15 protein-coding genes are annotated in these 14,429 nt (G+C 58.2%); 6 read left to right on the forward strand and 9 right to left on the reverse strand.

The annotated features are described in order from the left end of the window. Positions 1–27: 27 nt before the first annotated feature. The 4 genes from HBA49_RS12120 to HBA49_RS12135 all read right to left on the reverse strand — a co-directional run bounded on the left by HBA49_RS12120 (position 28) and on the right by HBA49_RS12135 (position 4,198). On the reverse strand, positions 28–693 hold the full coding sequence (locus HBA49_RS12120; protein WP_005526721.1) for an anthranilate synthase component II: 666 nt from the start codon (positions 691–693) through the stop codon (positions 28–30). Beyond that, entirely contained in the window at positions 693–2,216 is a 1,524-nt protein-coding gene (locus tag HBA49_RS12125; RefSeq protein ID WP_005526787.1) for an anthranilate synthase component 1, read from the reverse strand. The genes HBA49_RS12120 and HBA49_RS12125 overlap by 1 nt, the downstream gene beginning before the upstream one ends. Before the next feature lie 2 nt (positions 2,217–2,218). Continuing rightward, a complete protein-coding gene (trpB, locus tag HBA49_RS12130) occupies positions 2,219–3,559 on the reverse strand; it encodes a tryptophan synthase subunit beta (RefSeq protein WP_225866077.1) in 1,341 nt (446 codons plus the stop codon). Positions 3,560–3,751: 192 nt separating this feature from the next. Continuing rightward, positions 3,752–4,198 (reverse strand): SdpI family protein, encoded by a 447-nt coding sequence (locus HBA49_RS12135; protein ID WP_112767152.1) that lies wholly within the window; start codon positions 4,196–4,198, stop codon positions 3,752–3,754. 195 nt (positions 4,199–4,393) lie between these two features. Between HBA49_RS12135 and HBA49_RS12140 the strand changes: the two genes are divergently transcribed. The 4 genes from HBA49_RS12140 (at position 4,394) to HBA49_RS12155 (ending at position 8,400) form a co-directional block, all read left to right on the forward strand. After that, entirely contained in the window at positions 4,394–5,701 is a 1,308-nt protein-coding gene (locus tag HBA49_RS12140) for a dicarboxylate/amino acid:cation symporter (RefSeq protein ID WP_005526865.1), read from the forward strand. Positions 5,702–6,216: 515 nt separating this feature from the next. After that, positions 6,217–6,504: a helix-turn-helix domain-containing protein gene (locus tag HBA49_RS12145; protein WP_005526653.1), complete on the forward strand. Its 288-nt coding sequence runs from the start codon at positions 6,217–6,219 to the stop codon at positions 6,502–6,504. Positions 6,505–6,618: 114 nt separating this feature from the next. Then, complete coding sequence (locus HBA49_RS12150) at positions 6,619–6,906, forward strand: helix-turn-helix domain-containing protein (protein ID WP_005526815.1); 288 nt, start codon at positions 6,619–6,621, stop codon at positions 6,904–6,906. Positions 6,907–6,915: 9 nt separating this feature from the next. Next, on the forward strand, positions 6,916–8,400 hold the full coding sequence (locus HBA49_RS12155) for a DUF1846 domain-containing protein (RefSeq protein WP_005526848.1): 1,485 nt from the start codon (positions 6,916–6,918) through the stop codon (positions 8,398–8,400). On the opposite strand, the gene HBA49_RS12160 is transcribed toward HBA49_RS12155, so the two are convergent. The 3 genes from HBA49_RS12160 to HBA49_RS12170 form a co-directional block, all read right to left on the reverse strand. Next, entirely contained in the window at positions 8,397–9,704 is a 1,308-nt protein-coding gene (locus HBA49_RS12160) for an ABC transporter ATP-binding protein (RefSeq protein WP_225866076.1), read from the reverse strand. The genes HBA49_RS12155 and HBA49_RS12160 overlap by 4 nt on opposite strands. A gap of 93 nt (positions 9,705–9,797) precedes the next feature. Next, positions 9,798–10,553: an energy-coupling factor transporter transmembrane component T gene (locus tag HBA49_RS12165; protein WP_005526708.1), complete on the reverse strand. Its 756-nt coding sequence runs from the start codon at positions 10,551–10,553 to the stop codon at positions 9,798–9,800. Beyond that, positions 10,553–11,131: an MptD family putative ECF transporter S component gene (locus HBA49_RS12170; protein ID WP_005526825.1), complete on the reverse strand. Its 579-nt coding sequence runs from the start codon at positions 11,129–11,131 to the stop codon at positions 10,553–10,555. Before HBA49_RS12170 ends, HBA49_RS12165 begins: the two co-directional genes overlap by 1 nt. A gap of 32 nt (positions 11,132–11,163) precedes the next feature. Here HBA49_RS12170 and HBA49_RS12175 point away from each other — a divergent pair, with 32 nt between their 5' ends. Further along, the gene (locus HBA49_RS12175; protein WP_005526881.1) at positions 11,164–12,156 is read left to right on the forward strand and encodes a hypothetical protein; all 993 of its coding nucleotides are present in this window, start codon (positions 11,164–11,166) and stop codon (positions 12,154–12,156) included. A gap of 64 nt (positions 12,157–12,220) precedes the next feature. Here HBA49_RS12175 and HBA49_RS12180 read toward each other — a convergent pair whose 3' ends face one another. Then, complete coding sequence (locus HBA49_RS12180) at positions 12,221–12,553, reverse strand: cupin domain-containing protein (protein ID WP_005526696.1); 333 nt, start codon at positions 12,551–12,553, stop codon at positions 12,221–12,223. Between the two features lie 188 nt (positions 12,554–12,741). On the opposite strand from HBA49_RS12180, the gene HBA49_RS12185 reads away from it, so the two are divergent. Continuing rightward, positions 12,742–13,515, forward strand: a complete 774-nt coding sequence (locus HBA49_RS12185; protein WP_005526846.1) for a hypothetical protein — start codon at positions 12,742–12,744, stop codon at positions 13,513–13,515. Positions 13,516–13,577: 62 nt separating this feature from the next. On the opposite strand, the gene HBA49_RS12190 is transcribed toward HBA49_RS12185, so the two are convergent. Next, positions 13,578–14,162, reverse strand: coding sequence for an alpha-amylase (locus HBA49_RS12190; RefSeq protein WP_225866075.1), 585 nt, complete (start codon positions 14,160–14,162; stop codon positions 13,578–13,580). Positions 14,163–14,429 lie beyond the last annotated feature (267 nt).

The raw sequence follows: 14,429 nt of genomic DNA on the forward strand, positions 1-14,429 counted from the left end.
GGTCCTTTCGGGTTTCGTTGAGGGTGGTTAGTGTTGGTTGAGGAGGGCGGTGATGCACCGGTCGAGGATGATGGGGCCGGTGGGGCTGAGGATGCTTTCTGGGTGGAATTGCAGTCCGATTGCCGCGCCTTCGGTGGTGTTGGTGGTGGCTGCCATGACGACGGGGCCGGTGGTGGCTTGTGAGGTGCCGAGTGGGGTGAGGTTGGTGGGGATTTCGGTGGTGAGGCAGCCGAGGGAATGGTAGCGGGCGATGGGAACTTGTGTTCCAGTGAAGTTGTTTTCGGGCCCGGCGTCGACTGTGAGGCCGTCGAAAAGCTTGCTGGTGAGGCCGGCTTTGGTGAGTTCCATAATGTCGGTGACCCCGTGCATTGGCCCGCAGGGGCGGACGGATCCGCCAAAGTGTTCGAGGAGTGCTTGGAAGCCGAGGCAGATGCCGAGCACCGGAATGTTGCGGTCGAGGGCGGCGGCGAGGATGCCCATGAGGTTATTGGCGTCGCGGGGGTGCCCGGGCCCGGGGGAGAGACAAATGAGGTCGGGTTTTGCGGCGAGCACGTCGGCCACGGGGATGGTGTTGCGGAACACCGTGTGGCGGTAGCCGGCGACCGCGAACGCATCGACCAGGTTGTAGACGAACGAGTCTTGGTTGTCGATCATGACCACATGCGTTTCGTGGGGGGCTGGGGTGGTGGGCATTATCGCAGTACCTCTACTTTCTTCCCTTGTGCGCTAGCGATCGCGGTGAGCACGGCGTATGCCTTGTGCAGGGTTTCGTTCGCTTCGGATTGTGGTTGGGAGTCCCGCACCACCCCGGCGCCCGCCTGTACGATTGCGGTGCCGTTGCGGACGAATGCGGAGCGGATCACTATGGCGGTGTCCATGGAGCCGTCGCCCTTGAGGTAGCCGATTGCCCCGCCGTAGGAGCCACGCCGGCGGCCTTCGACTTGCCGTAAGAGTTCGGTGGCGCGGAGTTTCGGGGCGCCGGTCAGGGTGCCCATGTTCATGCACGCCCGGTAGGCGTCGAGGCAATCAAAGTCTGGGTGGAGGGTTGCGGTGACCCGGCTGACCAGGTGCATTACCCGGGAGTATCGGTCGACTTGGAGCAGGTCGGCGACTTTGCGGGTGGTGGGGACCGCCACCCGGGCCAGGTCGTTGCGGGCCAGGTCGACCAGCATGGTGTGTTCGGCGACTTCCTTGCTGTCGGTGCGCATTTCTAGTTCGGCGCGGATGTCCAGCTCCGGGTTGGTGCCGCGCGGCCGGGTGCCCGCCACCGGGTAGACCTGCACGAGCCGGCTGGTGGCGTCGAATTTGAGGTTGGATTCCGGGGATGCGCCGAACAGTTCATAGTCGGGTCCGTGCAGGTAGAACATGTAGGGGCTGGGGTTGGTGTCCCGCAGTGCCCGGTAGGCGGCGAATGCGTCGGGGCAGTCGGCGGTGAACATGCGGGCGGGCATGCCCTGGTAAATATCCCCGTTGTGGATGTATTCCTGCATGTCACGCACATGGCCGCGGAATTCGGCGTCGTCCATGCTGGCCCGCACCGTGAGTGGTTCCGTGCTTTGCGACGCTGCCCCCGCTGGCGCGTCCGTCGCAAAGCTGGGTGGGGTGTCGGCGATGCGTGCCGCCCATTCGCCTGCCGACGCCGGGTTCAGCGATTCCACGAACGCTTCCTTGGTCAAATGGTCGATGGTGAGCACGGTTTCGGCTAGCAGGAACTGGTAGTCGGGGAACGTGTTCGGCCCGTCGGCGACCGGTGGCAGCTGCTCGTAGGTGCCCAGGTAGTCGAAGGCGAACCCGCCGCCAAGCAGCGGCAGCACCTCGCCCTGGTAGTCGGCGTGCTGCTGGAGTTGGCGGAGCACCTCCACGTTACTGATTGCCCGCAATCGTTCTCGTTCGTCGGTGATCACCACCGGTGGGAATTCGAACGTGGCCACCAACGGCTGTTCGTCACGACCAGACACAAACTCCCCCAACTGGTCGCACAACCGTTCGGTAATCTGGGTGCCGGCCGTGGTCAATGCCGCCACCGTCACCGTCTGGCCGTGGCACGTCACCCGGGCCGCAGTCTCCAACACCGCAATGCAGCCAGTGTTCTTCTTCGAATCAATATCCGCGCTCTCCAGGAGCAGCGTGTCCGGCCGGGCCACCCCGCCAAGATGCGCAAAGAGCAGTGACGCATCCTCGTGGTAGCGCACCGGAATCCGAATCACCTGAACCATGCCTACTCCCCCACCTGCTCATCATCATGGTGCGCGTACCGGCCCACACCCTCCCGGGCATTCGACTCGTCGGTCATCTTCTCCAACACCTCCGCCACATGCGGGTCCGTGACCTTGGTGGTTGCCGGATCCTCCGCGGCTAAATCCCCCAAAATATGCCGCACATAATCCACATCCTTATCGCCCCGGCCCGACAAATTCACCAAAATATTCAGCGGCTCCCCCTGCGGATCCGCATGCTCCGCCAGCTTCAATGCATACGCGAGCGCATGCGACGACTCCAACGCCGGAATGATCCCCTCATACCAGCTGAGCATCCGAAACGCCTGCAACGCCTCCGCATCCGTGATCCCAACATACTCGGCCCGGCCACTATCCAACAGATAAGCGTGCTCCGGCCCAACTCCCGGATAATCCAGGCCGGCCGACACCGAATGCGAATGCATCACCTCACCATCGCTGCCCAACATCACATACGATTTCGATCCATGCAAAACCCCCACCTTGCCGCGGTTCAATGGTGCACCATGCTTGCCGGAATCCAGCCCCTCACCAGCGGGTTCCACACCGATGAGCCGCACCTCCTCATCCGGCAAATATTCGGCAAACGCCCCAATGGCGTTCGATCCCCCACCAACACACGCCACCACCGCATCCGGCAGCCGGCCGGTGCGCTCCAGCATTTGTTGCCGAGACTCCTCCGAAATAACCTTCTGGAACTGCTTCACCAGCTTCGGGAACGGGTGCGGGCCGGCGGCCGTCCCCAACAAATAGTGGGTGGTTCCTAAGCTTTCCACCCAATCCGCCAACGCCACATCAATAGCATCAGACAGTGCTTCACCATGCTCGTTCGAAACTGGCACCACCTTCGCCCCCATCAGCCGCATCCGATACACATTCGGCTGCTGCCGGGCCACATCCCGCGCCCCCATATAAATGGTGCACTCCATGCCCATGAGCGCCGCAACCATGGCGGTGGCCATACCATGCTGCCCCGCACCGGTCTCGGCAATAAGCCGGGTTTTGCCCATGCGCTTCGCCAATAACGCCTGCGCAAGCACCTGATTTCCCTTATGGGCGCCGCCATGTAGCAGATCCTCACGCTTCAAAAATATCCGGGCATTCCCGGAAAGCGGCAGGTTAGCGCACTCGGTGATGGGGGTGGGCCGTCCCAAATAATTTCGGCGCAGGTCGTCAAGCTCCCGCAAAAATTCGGGATCGTTCAGCGCATCCACATACGCCTGTTCTAACTGGTCAAGCGACGGATACAACACCTCGGGCACGTATTGGCCGCCATACTCGCCGAAATAAGCATCAATCAGGGTAGGATGAGGATGAGTCATGGTAACGGGAACCTCCTTCATGCGGGTCAGGTTCCCTCACAGGCCCATCGCCGCCGTGGTCAGCTGTGGTTATTGGGCCTGAATGATGAAGTCACTAAAGTTGGCCCGCTATTAAGCGCGCCACCACCAAAGTTTCTTCATCGTGTTCATAGCTTAAAAATTCTAGCCCCTGTCATGATCCCGCGCAACCGATTACGCGTCGGCGGCACCAGCCGCACGTCGTAACGCATCAAAATCAACCTGGGGGGCAGGCGCCGCACCAGAAGCATCACTGCTGTCACCGCCGCAGCAGCCGCCTGACGACTCTTCCCGCACCAACACCCCGGCGGCCCGCGCCCCCATGCTCGAACCCAAACCAAAAAAGTACACCGACGCTACAACCCCCACCAGCGAAATAAGCAACAACCAGCTCACACCACTAAACGGCGGCACCGCGGCCACCGCCATCGCCACCCCAGACGCCAACCACAACGGGCCGGCAAACTGGTGCACCGCATCCCACACCTCCCGGGACTCCCGCACCTCCGGCACCTTAATACCCACATACTTATTGCCCGGCAAATGGCGAGTCCACGCCAACGCACCAACCAGCAGCAACACCACGGCAAGAGCAGCAAGAACACATCCAAGAACGACCATGGACACCACTGTACCGTGCCGCAACCACGCCACCAACATGCCACCAGCACACCGGCAACACGGCGCCGGCGTGCCATAACCATGCCGCAAACCAAAACCAAGAATGCGATATGGCTAACACAAAATAGGAGAATGTGGGGTACACCAATTAGGTTAAAACCTGACCAAAATACCCAACACAAGGAGCCATCCATCATGGACCTTAAGCGAATAACCTCATCGCTGCTCTTCAAAATCGTTGTGGCCATCATTCTTGGCATCGCATGCAGCTTCTTCTTCCCCGTATGGCTCGCCCGCGTCTTCGCCACCTTCAACGGCCTGTTCGGTAACTTCCTCGGATTCTTCGTCCCCGTCCTCATCTTCGCCCTCATCACCCCGGCCATCGCCGGCCTGGGCCGCGGCGCCGGCAAATGGTTAGCCGTCACCACCGCCATCGCCTACCTTTCCGCCCTGGTAGCAGGCCTGATCTCCTGGGGGCTGGCCACCGTCCTCTACCCCGTCCTCCTCGCCGGCCAAGAAAGCGTCAAAACCGGCGACATTGAAAAAGGCGCCCTAGAGCCCTACCTCAAGGTCGACATGCCAGCACCCATGGAGGTCATGACCGCCCTCATTCTTGCCTTTGTCGTCGGTGTTGCCATGACCAGCGTCAAATCCGACACCCTCTACGGTGGGGTTGCCGACCTGCGGCGCGTAGTCATGAAAGTCATCACCGTCATGATTATCCCCCTGCTGCCCGTCTACATTTTCGGCCTGTTCCTCTCCCTCGGCATGAACGGCAAACTCGTTGACGTGCTCTCCGCGTTCTCGAAGGTGCTGGTACTCGCCATTGTTGTCTCATTCATCATGCTGATCGTCCAATACAGCATCGCCGGGACCATCGTGCGCAAAAACCCATTCCGCAGCCTGAAAAACATGATGCCCGCATACTTCACCGCCCTGGGCACTTCCTCGTCGGCCGCAACCATCCCCGTCACCTACGAATGCACCCGCAAAAACGGGGTGTCCGCATCCGTCGCCGGCTTCGTCATCCCATTGTGTGCAACAATCCACCTCTCGGGGTCCATGCTGAAGATCACGCTTTTCGCGTTCGCCGTCATGTTCATGGACGGCATGCACATTCCCCTGGGCGTGGCCGTGGGCTTCATTCTCATGCTGGGCGTCACCATGGTGGCCGCGCCAGGCGTGCCGGGCGGCGCGATTACGGCCGCGGTTGGGTTGCTGAGCGCCAGCCTGGGGTTCAACGACGACCAGGTGGCGTTGATGATTGCCGCGTATATTGCGATCGACTCATTCGGCACCGCCTGCAATGTTACCGGCGATGGTGCCATCGCATTGGTCATCGACAAGCTTGCGAAAGGCACGATCCAGCGCAGTGAACTTGACGACGATGATGAGCTCGGGCTTGCCGCAGCCATCGCGGGCATCGAGGAGACAGAGGAAAAGGAAGCGGAAGGAAAAGCAGACCAGCAATCCGCCGACCAGGCAACCAGCAAGGAAGCTTAACGACGCACCAACGGGCCGACCCCTGCTCCTTTCAGAGGGAGGGCGTGAGTGAGCAGGGTGCCCCCTGCCCGTGATGGACAGGAAAGCAGCCGGCGAAGCTCCTTGAAGGTTCTTTCGTCGGTCGGTTGGTTGATCGCTTTTCCGTGCACTGTACGGGTATTATTCGCTGCAGTCAGGACTGGGACGCCTAGAAAACTAATGAGATCACACCGCCCAGTGTGGCATGCCCGAGTCTGCCTTTACCATGCAGCTTTCTAGATCATCGGGAAAGGGGATCCCGCTTTCACCGGGGACGACCGCGGGGGCGAGCCGCGTCACCCGTTTTTATCTACGGGCGCAGAGATGTGGCAGGAAATTAACCTAGAGCATTAGCTACTTCGTATATTTCTGTAGGTCTAATACTTGACATAAGATACTTTATACGCCCATAATTGTCTTATGTCAAGTATTATTAACATTTATGGTACTTATTAATAAATCTTTACTTTTAAAATTACCCCCCATATAATTGACACATGTTGGTTTTAGTTGGAAAAACTGGTGCTATACCCCAATTTGGGATCAACCATAGAGTGAAGCTCGCCCGAGAATATGCCGGCATGCAGCAGCATGATCTGGCAGATAAAACCGGGTTGAGCAGGACCTCCATCGCAAATATGGAGACAGGCCGTACCAAACCACGCAAGAAAACCATCACAATCATCGCATCAGCGACCGGGGTTGACCGTGAATGGCTTGCCACCGGCAATGCGCCGGTTTATATCACCGAAATGGGTAACCCCGATGTGGGGTCAAAAGATTAAATTGGGTGCTTCACCTTTACTATAATCATGCTGTGACAAGGATATTCCCGAATGTCCCTCAGCGCATCTTGGGGTGACACCTCACCGAAATAGAGTGATTCAATAGGTGCTTCAATGAACGTAGGAAATGATGTGGGGGCAGTGCCGCAATGGGAGCTCCAGGATCGAATCCAAAGAGCCCGGCGGCATGCTGGCCTGGAACAAGGACAACTAGCCGAACTCGCGGGCGTGTCACGCAAATCGGTGAGCAATTGGGAAATCGGCAAAACAGTGCCCCGCCGAAGTGCGCTTATAGCAATAGCTTTCGCCACCGGGGTGAATTTATACTGGTTAGAAACCGGCGAGTCACCCTACCCGCCCGAACCTGTCAAAGATGCTAAATCCGGTAATTCTATGGTTTAATAGAATTCCATGTTAGGTTTCGATCGGGAAAAATACATCGAGCTGCAATCCCAACACATCAAGGAGCGCCGCGCCGAAATTGGTGGCAAACTTTATCTAGAAATGGGGGGCAAGCTTTTCGACGATCTCCACGCCAGCCGGGTGCTTCCCGGTTTCACCCCTGACAATAAGATCGCCATGCTGGAACAAATACGCGACGAGCTGGAAATCCTCATCTGCATCAATGCCAAGGACCTGGAACGCCATAAAATGCGCGCCGACCTTGGCATTAGCTATGAGGATGACGTGCTCCGACTCGTCGATGTCTTCCGTGATCGAGGCTTCCTCGTCGAACACGTGGTCATCACCCAAATGGAGGACGACAATCGCCTGGCCGTCGCCTTTGTGGAACGGCTGCAACGCCTGGGGCTCAAAGTCGCCCGCCACCGTGTGATTCCCGGCTATCCAACCAATTTAGATTTGATCGTCTCCCCCGAAGGATTCGGCCGCAACGAATATGCCGAAACCACCCGTGACCTGGTGGTTGTGACCGCGCCGGGGCCGGGTTCGGGGAAGCTCGCCACCTGCCTCAGCCAGGTGTATCACGAGCACCGCCGGGGTGTGAACGCCGGCTACGCCAAGTTTGAGACGTTCCCCGTTTGGAACCTGCCGCTGGAACATCCGGTGAATCTTGCCTACGAGGCCGCCACCGTGGATCTGAACGATGCCAATGTCATCGACCATTTTCACCTCTCCGCCCACGGCGAGCAGACCGTGAACTATAACCGGGATGTTGAGGCATTTCCCCTGCTCAAAAGCATGCTGGAGCGACTGACCGGCACTACCCCGTACCAATCCCCTACCGACATGGGAGTGAACATGGCCGGCTATTGCATTGTGGACGATAAAGTTTGTTGGGACGCGAGTAACCAGGAGATCATTCGCCGCTATTTCAAGGCGCTTGTCGACGAAGCCCGGGACAATTCCGACTCCACCCAATCCGATCGGGCAGCAGTCATCATGGCGAAGGCCGGCATCACCGTCGACAAGCGGGCGGTAGTGGCCCCCGCCCGTGCCGTGGAGGCCGCAACCGGGGAGCCCGGCTCCGCCATCCAACTTCACGACGGCACCATCATCACCGGTGCCACCTCGGAACTTCTGGGGTGCTCCGCCGCCATGCTATTGAATGCTCTGAAATATCTTGCTGGCATTGATAGCGAAGTACATTTGTTGTCGGTGGAGTCCATCGAACCGATCCAAACCCTCAAAACGGTGCACCTGGGCAGCCGTAATCCCCGGCTGCACACCGACGAGGTGCTGATCGCTCTGTCAGTGTCCGCCGCTAGTAATGAGGATTCCCGCCTGGCCCTGGAGCAGCTGAAACAGCTCCGGGGTTGCGACGTGCACACCACCACCATTTTGGGCTCGGTGGATGAAACCATCTTCCGTAACCTGGGTATCTTGGTGACCTCCGACCCGAAGTTCCAACGCAAGAAGCTTTATCAAAAACGCTAACCAAGTGGCGCTAGCTGCACGATGTGGTCCACGCAGTGATTGAGGAATTCGATGTCGTGGCTGATGACGATCACGGTTTTCCCATCGGCTGCCAGGCCGCGGAGTAATTCGGCCACCAGTTTGAGGTGATGGTAGTCGACGCCGGAGGTTGGCTCGTCGAAAAGCAAAACTGGTACGTCCATGCTGAGGGCGGTGGCGCACACGAGTCGTTGTTTCTGGCCGCCAGACAGCGACAATGGGTGCCGGTCCGCCAACTGGTCCAGGCCGAGCTGTGCCAAAAATTCTGGGCCCGCCTCCTGCGCAACGCTTTCGGTAAACAGCTGGCGGTGCGCATCCTGCATGACCAGGAATGCTCGGCCCGGCTTCGCCGAAAACTCAATCGTGCCGGCCTGCACACGCTGCAAACCGCACAGCACCCGGGCCAAGGTAGTTTTACCGGCACCATTGGGGCCAATAATGCCGGTGACCTTGCCTTCTGGAAAACACATGTCGGCAATGTCGAGCACGCGCCTGCCACCAAACGACACCTGCACCCCACGCACATGCACGCCCCGCTCCGCCGGAGACGGCTCGGGGACCCTATTCAACTGCGGTTTTTCGAGCGTGCGCAACCCCAACTCTTGGGCCTTGGCGCCGAGGCCGAAGAACTCCTCCCCCGTGTACATGTGGGCGACCCGACCGCCTACAATCAGCAGCACCTGGTCGACCAGCCCGCGGAGAAAATACAGGCGGTGTTCCGCAATAATAATGGTCTTACCCTGCGCCTTCAGCCGGCCCAAGAGCGCCGCAAACTCGATTATTGCCGCAGGATCCAGGTTAGAAGTGGGCTCATCAAATAACATGATCGGGGTGGTTTGCGCCACGGCTTGGGCACAGGCCACCTTCTGCACCTGCCCACCCGATAAGGTGCGCAGCGACCGCCCAGCCAAATCTGTGATCCCCACATCCCGCAATGCCGCGGCCGACCGTTTGCGCAGCTCATCCGCCGGAACCTGGAAATTCTGGCCGGCAAATGCCAGTTCGGAATCCACCTCAGTGGTGAAAAACTGGGTACGCGGGTTCTGAAACACGGTTGCGCACGACTTCCCGATCTCGTAGAGCTGCATGTCCGCAACCGATTTGGACCCTAACCGCACCGTGCCGGTTTGGGTAACCGCATGAAAATGCGGAATCAACCCATTGATTAACCGCAACACTGAGGACTTCCCGCTACCACTGGCGCCACATAATAAGGTAATCCCTGGTTGCGGGGCGAAATTCACGTTCTCTAGCACCGGCCGTTCTGGTGCCGCGGCGTAGGTCACGCTGACATTATCTATGTCGATTATGTTTGCTTCCGCAGCCAGTCCCGTATTTGTATCTGCGCTGGTGTCCGCCATCATTACCTCCAGTTCCCGTTATGATCGTTGCGCAATCGTCAGGCCAATAAATCCAAGAATGGCTAGTAGTATCACCGCATCCCACGCCCCAAACCTGTGGGTAGACAGCTGTGTTGGCCGACCCGGCGCACCCAACCCGCGAATGAGGGCTGCGGCCGCGAGCTCGTCGGCGATCCGGGCCACCGCCGAGAGCAGGGGTACCACAATGTATTCGGCGGTGCGTATGGGGTGCAGCCAGGGTTTTTGGTAGCCCCGCAGTTTCATCGCTTCGACGATTCCCCGCATTTCGTCAATGACGACGGGGAAGAATCGGAACATGACGCTGAGGGGAATGACAATCATATTGGGGAGCCGCATTTGGTGGAATGCGGTGGTGAATTCGCTGATGCGGGTGGTGCTGAACATCCATATGGCCACAGACAGGCTGACGGTGAAGCGCAGCACCCAATAGCCGACAATGCCGAGGGCCACCCCAAGCCAGTTATTCATTCCCGGTACCCCGGGGAGTAGCGTTGCCCCGAAGCTGATGAGGATAATGGCCAGATATCCCAGGAAGAATCTCCGGGACATGTCGCAGGCAATGAGTATCCCCAGGCAAATGATGATGGGCCAGAGAGTTGATCGGGTGTTGAGGCCCATGACCAGCACATTGCAGACAATGAGGTAGAGCAGCTTCATGCGGGCATCAATATTGGTGCGGGGGCTGCTGGAGTCGCCGAGCGTGCTCTCGTTATCGGCGTGAGTGGTGTTGGCGGTGGTGTTGTTGCCGGTCATTACACTATCCCGGCGCGGGTGAAATGCTTTTTGAGGGTGCGCATTCCGATGAAGCCGGCAATGAGACAAACGATGAAGGTTGCGACACCCCAAATGAGGATCATGGTTGGGGTGAAGACGTGCCGCATGGTGTCGGCGTATTCGGCGCTTTTCATTTGGGCTTCAATGTCGGCGAAATAGTCGTCGGAGTTAATAAATATGGGTGCGACGAGTGCCATGGACCAGAGTTGGAAGACGGCGTACGCTAGGGGGTTGGTGAGTTTTCCCTGGTAGTTGCCGCTGCGGGCGATGGTGTCGCCGATGAGTCCGGTGATGATGGCGGTGGGGACAACGTACCAGACGTGTCCGGTGAGCATCATGCCCAGCCCGGTGATGAGGCCGAGGATGGTGAGTGACCCGAATTGCGGCACTTTTGCTAGGTAGAGCATGATTACAATGCCGTTGATGAGGGTGCTGATGATTCCGCCGACCATAATCATGATGGGTGAGAAGATTCCGAGCATTCCACCGGAGAACATGACTACAAAATAAACGCAGCAGAATACGCCGATGAGTACTAGGTTCCTGGGGCTTCCCATGGGTTATCTCCTTAGGTTAGACTTCACTAACTATGAGACTAGCATTGGGCTTTTCGACGGTTCTGCTTACCGTTTGTGCTACTGTTGCTGTTCCCCTGGTTGCCGCCGGTGAGACCCGCATGCCGACCATTCCGGATAATAATCAGGCGCAGGAACATACCCGTATCACTGTTACTACGGAGTCGGGTGAGCCGGTGACTGGGCCGGTTCATCGTGGTGATGTGTTATTGGTTCATGGTTCTGGTTTTGATCCGCAGGCTAATAAGGGCGGGTTCCCTATCCCCGTACCGCCCGGCACCCCCAATGGGGTGTTTGTGGTGTATTCGGCGTTTCCTGAGTGGTGGAAGCCGAGCGAGAATGCGCCAGAATCCCACCGGAAGCACCCCCATGATAGGGGTATTGCGTGGATGATGCCGGCCGGCACGTTGGAGTCTATACCGTCGGCTTTTCGACGGTCGATTGCTCGTCAGACGCAAACCATGAACCCTGATGGCACGTTCACTGCCCGCCTGGTGGTGGATCCACCGGCCCAAACACCTGGTGACCGGTGGGGTGTGTATGTGTATGCGGGTGCCGGTTCGGTGAATCCGGCGGAGGAAACGTTTGTGCCGATCCCGTTTTCTTCGGATCCGGGGCCGAACACGCCGCCTGCGGCGACACCGGATTTCACCATTGATGCCGTCACCGTTACGCAAGTGGCTCATGCTGCTGGTGGGAATGTTACTACGAAGAATGGTGCGGCCCGGGATGGTGATCGGGTGACGTTTAGTCGGGCGGCGGATGCCGGCGATGGGATTATCCGGTATCGGGGTGTTGCGGTGGCGGCGGTGAAGTATAACGTGGTGGAGGTCGCGGTGGCCGACCCGTGGTTGGAGCCGCGCGGGAATGGGATGTGGGCGGTGACCGCTGAGGTGTCGACTGGTGCGGATGTGGGCCCGGATTCCATGGTGCGCCGTGAGCTGGGCACTATTTCCGGCACGACGGGCACGTTCCCGCTGCTGGGTAGTTCGGTGACGGTGCGTTAGGCGTTAGGTTTTAGTGGTAATGCTGGTGCCCTCGACGCACCAGCATTTTTTGGTGTCTCCGCGTCTACACCACGACGAGGGTGAGGGACATGCGGGAGGGTTCGAGGGCCTCGACCGCGTGGGGATCATTGGGTGCAAGGTAAATAACGTCGCCGGGTACGACTTCGTTGTCTTTGCCGTTTATTGTGAACCGGAATCGTCCTTCGAGGATATTAATGATGACGGCCCGGGTGGAGGTGTGTTCCGTGAGGACCTGTCCGGCATCCATGGTGAACATGACGTGCCGCAATACATCGTTATTGACGAGGACGCGGGAGGTGGTGGCTTCCTTGGAGATCGGTAGGTCGGTGTAAGTGTTGGTGTAGACGCCGGATTGGCTGACTGGGGTAGTTGTCATGCTGTTGTCCTTCCTATTGGTGGGCTTGTGTCTTCCTACACTACCCCCAAAATAGCCAATAGGATAGGCCCATTATGCGTGGCTTTATTGATTTGGCGTGGTTGTGGCCCACTATACGGTTTGCGTCGCTCGGGATTATCGGGGGTGGGGTGCATTAAACTTTCCCGCGAGAAGAAAGGTGCTTTGATATGACTGTTTCCGAACGCGCTGAGGCAATTTTCACCACCGGTTCGCTTCAGGCCCCCGAGTTTGCGTCCCTGGTCGGCAATATCGCTACCGCCATTACTGCTACGGCGAAGGCCCAGGCCGAGGCCATGGGTGCGCAGGGGTCGTATGCCCGCCCGCTGGTGTTTACGGCAACCCACGATGGGTTTAGGCTTGCGGCGGCGCCCCGCCCTAAGGATTCGGCCGATGTGGAGTTGGATTTTGTGGTGCACGATATTGATGATGTTGCGCTCCGCAGGGTCGTCGATACGCTTTTCGACGATTCCCGCAGCCTCACCAGTCTGCCGTATGCTGCGCAGCGCCCCCTGGCGAATGCCGCAAGTGTTATGGCGAAGCGACATCATAGTTTCAGTGTTACACTGCAACAACGTGGAACAGATACTATCAACTATTCCGGCAATATTGAGCATATGGTGGGTCTTATCACGGAGTTTCAGACGAAAAGAGTCGTCACCGAAACCATCGAAGATGTGTTCCAATTTGATGGTTTTCAGGGGTCGTCGGACACGATTTTCCTCATGATTGATGGCACATCCTACGCCATTAAGGCCACTGACGAGCAGGTGCGGCAGGTCACGGGGTTTGTGGCCAGCCACGGTCCGGAGCTCACCTTGGATTGCACCATTGAGCAAACCACCTGGCATAAGCCGGGCCGGAAACCCACCATTATGCGTAGGTTGTGTGCCGTGTCCCGGCGGGATCGCCCCAGGGTGGGCGAACAATTTACCCTATTATGATAGGACTTTGCCCAGGTAGCATGGTGGGCGGACCTCTGATCGTGCCCGCCTGATTGGTGCGGCTAGGTTCCTAGTTCGTTCGCGTTGTAGGCGCCCATGGCGATGTACTGTTTCTGCGGTGTGCATTCTTGCTTCACTGCGGTTTCTTGCTGATTGGTCACAACCAGGGATGCGAACATGTCAGCCGTGGTTTCCGCATCTTTCACGCTCTTGTCACTCGTGCCCACAATGTAACCCACAACCTCGTTGTGCTTGCCCGGTGCGGGATTCATCATGGGGCATTTCACCGTGAACATCCCCAAACTGTCACGGTTGCTGCCTTCCGGTTCGGTGCCGTAGTCACCGGGGCACACCACTACCTCATCGAAGCGGCCCAAGGCTGGGCCAATGTTTGCCCGGGTTCCGGGTTTGACCGGCAGGCATTTGGTGTCGGGGCCGAACGCCATTTTGGCCTTCAGGTTGAGGGTTTTTGTGGTGTCGCAGTTGTTGTAGGCCTGGACGAAACCCCATTCGGTTTTCATTTCAATACAGTTGGGGGCTCGGGTTTCCGCCGCCAGCGGCTGCGCCTGGGCCACGCCAGTAAGGCAGGTGAGGCAAGTGAGTGTTACAGTGCAGGATAATAGGGCAGTACGAAAAAGTTGACCCATAAATTTTTCCTAATTTATTTGATCCACAATATTTTTTCCTCATCTTATCAATCCAAAAAGGTCAAATCTATCAATGCCCCTTTTTTGGGGGTTTGGTTCGTGTTGCAGGAGGATGCGGTTATCCGCTTTTGTGGTGGCGGGGGTGGGAACATGCCGATCGTATATTCGACTGATAGCGAGATAATGGTGGCATAAAGCCCTCTGGTGGCGCCATGCGGTTTCCTGATAGGCGCGACCCATCGCGTGTCGACCATGTTTTCGATGCTA

Origin of the sequence: Corynebacterium matruchotii (genome assembly GCF_011612265.2) — a bacterium.
Taxonomy (GTDB): Bacteria; Actinomycetota; Actinomycetes; order Mycobacteriales; family Mycobacteriaceae; genus Corynebacterium; species Corynebacterium matruchotii.

Coding starts and splice junctions, on each gene's coding strand:
- HBA49_RS12120 (WP_005526721.1), bottom strand. CDS start 693: ATGCCCACCACCCCAGCCCCCCACGAAACGCATGTGGTCATGATCGAC.
- HBA49_RS12125 (WP_005526787.1), bottom strand. CDS start 2,216: ATGGTTCAGGTGATTCGGATTCCGGTGCGCTACCACGAGGATGCGTCA.
- trpB (WP_225866077.1), bottom strand. CDS start 3,559: ATGACTCATCCTCATCCTACCCTGATTGATGCTTATTTCGGCGAGTAT.
- HBA49_RS12135 (WP_112767152.1), bottom strand. CDS start 4,198: ATGGTCGTTCTTGGATGTGTTCTTGCTGCTCTTGCCGTGGTGTTGCTG.
- HBA49_RS12140 (WP_005526865.1), top strand. CDS start 4,394: ATGGACCTTAAGCGAATAACCTCATCGCTGCTCTTCAAAATCGTTGTG.
- HBA49_RS12145 (WP_005526653.1), top strand. CDS start 6,217: ATGTTGGTTTTAGTTGGAAAAACTGGTGCTATACCCCAATTTGGGATC.
- HBA49_RS12150 (WP_005526815.1), top strand. CDS start 6,619: ATGAACGTAGGAAATGATGTGGGGGCAGTGCCGCAATGGGAGCTCCAG.
- HBA49_RS12155 (WP_005526848.1), top strand. CDS start 6,916: ATGTTAGGTTTCGATCGGGAAAAATACATCGAGCTGCAATCCCAACAC.
- HBA49_RS12165 (WP_005526708.1), bottom strand. CDS start 10,553: ATGACCGGCAACAACACCACCGCCAACACCACTCACGCCGATAACGAG.
- HBA49_RS12170 (WP_005526825.1), bottom strand. CDS start 11,131: ATGGGAAGCCCCAGGAACCTAGTACTCATCGGCGTATTCTGCTGCGTT.
- HBA49_RS12175 (WP_005526881.1), top strand. CDS start 11,164: ATGAGACTAGCATTGGGCTTTTCGACGGTTCTGCTTACCGTTTGTGCT.
- HBA49_RS12180 (WP_005526696.1), bottom strand. CDS start 12,553: ATGACAACTACCCCAGTCAGCCAATCCGGCGTCTACACCAACACTTAC.
- HBA49_RS12185 (WP_005526846.1), top strand. CDS start 12,742: ATGACTGTTTCCGAACGCGCTGAGGCAATTTTCACCACCGGTTCGCTT.
- HBA49_RS12190 (WP_225866075.1), bottom strand. CDS start 14,162: ATGGGTCAACTTTTTCGTACTGCCCTATTATCCTGCACTGTAACACTC.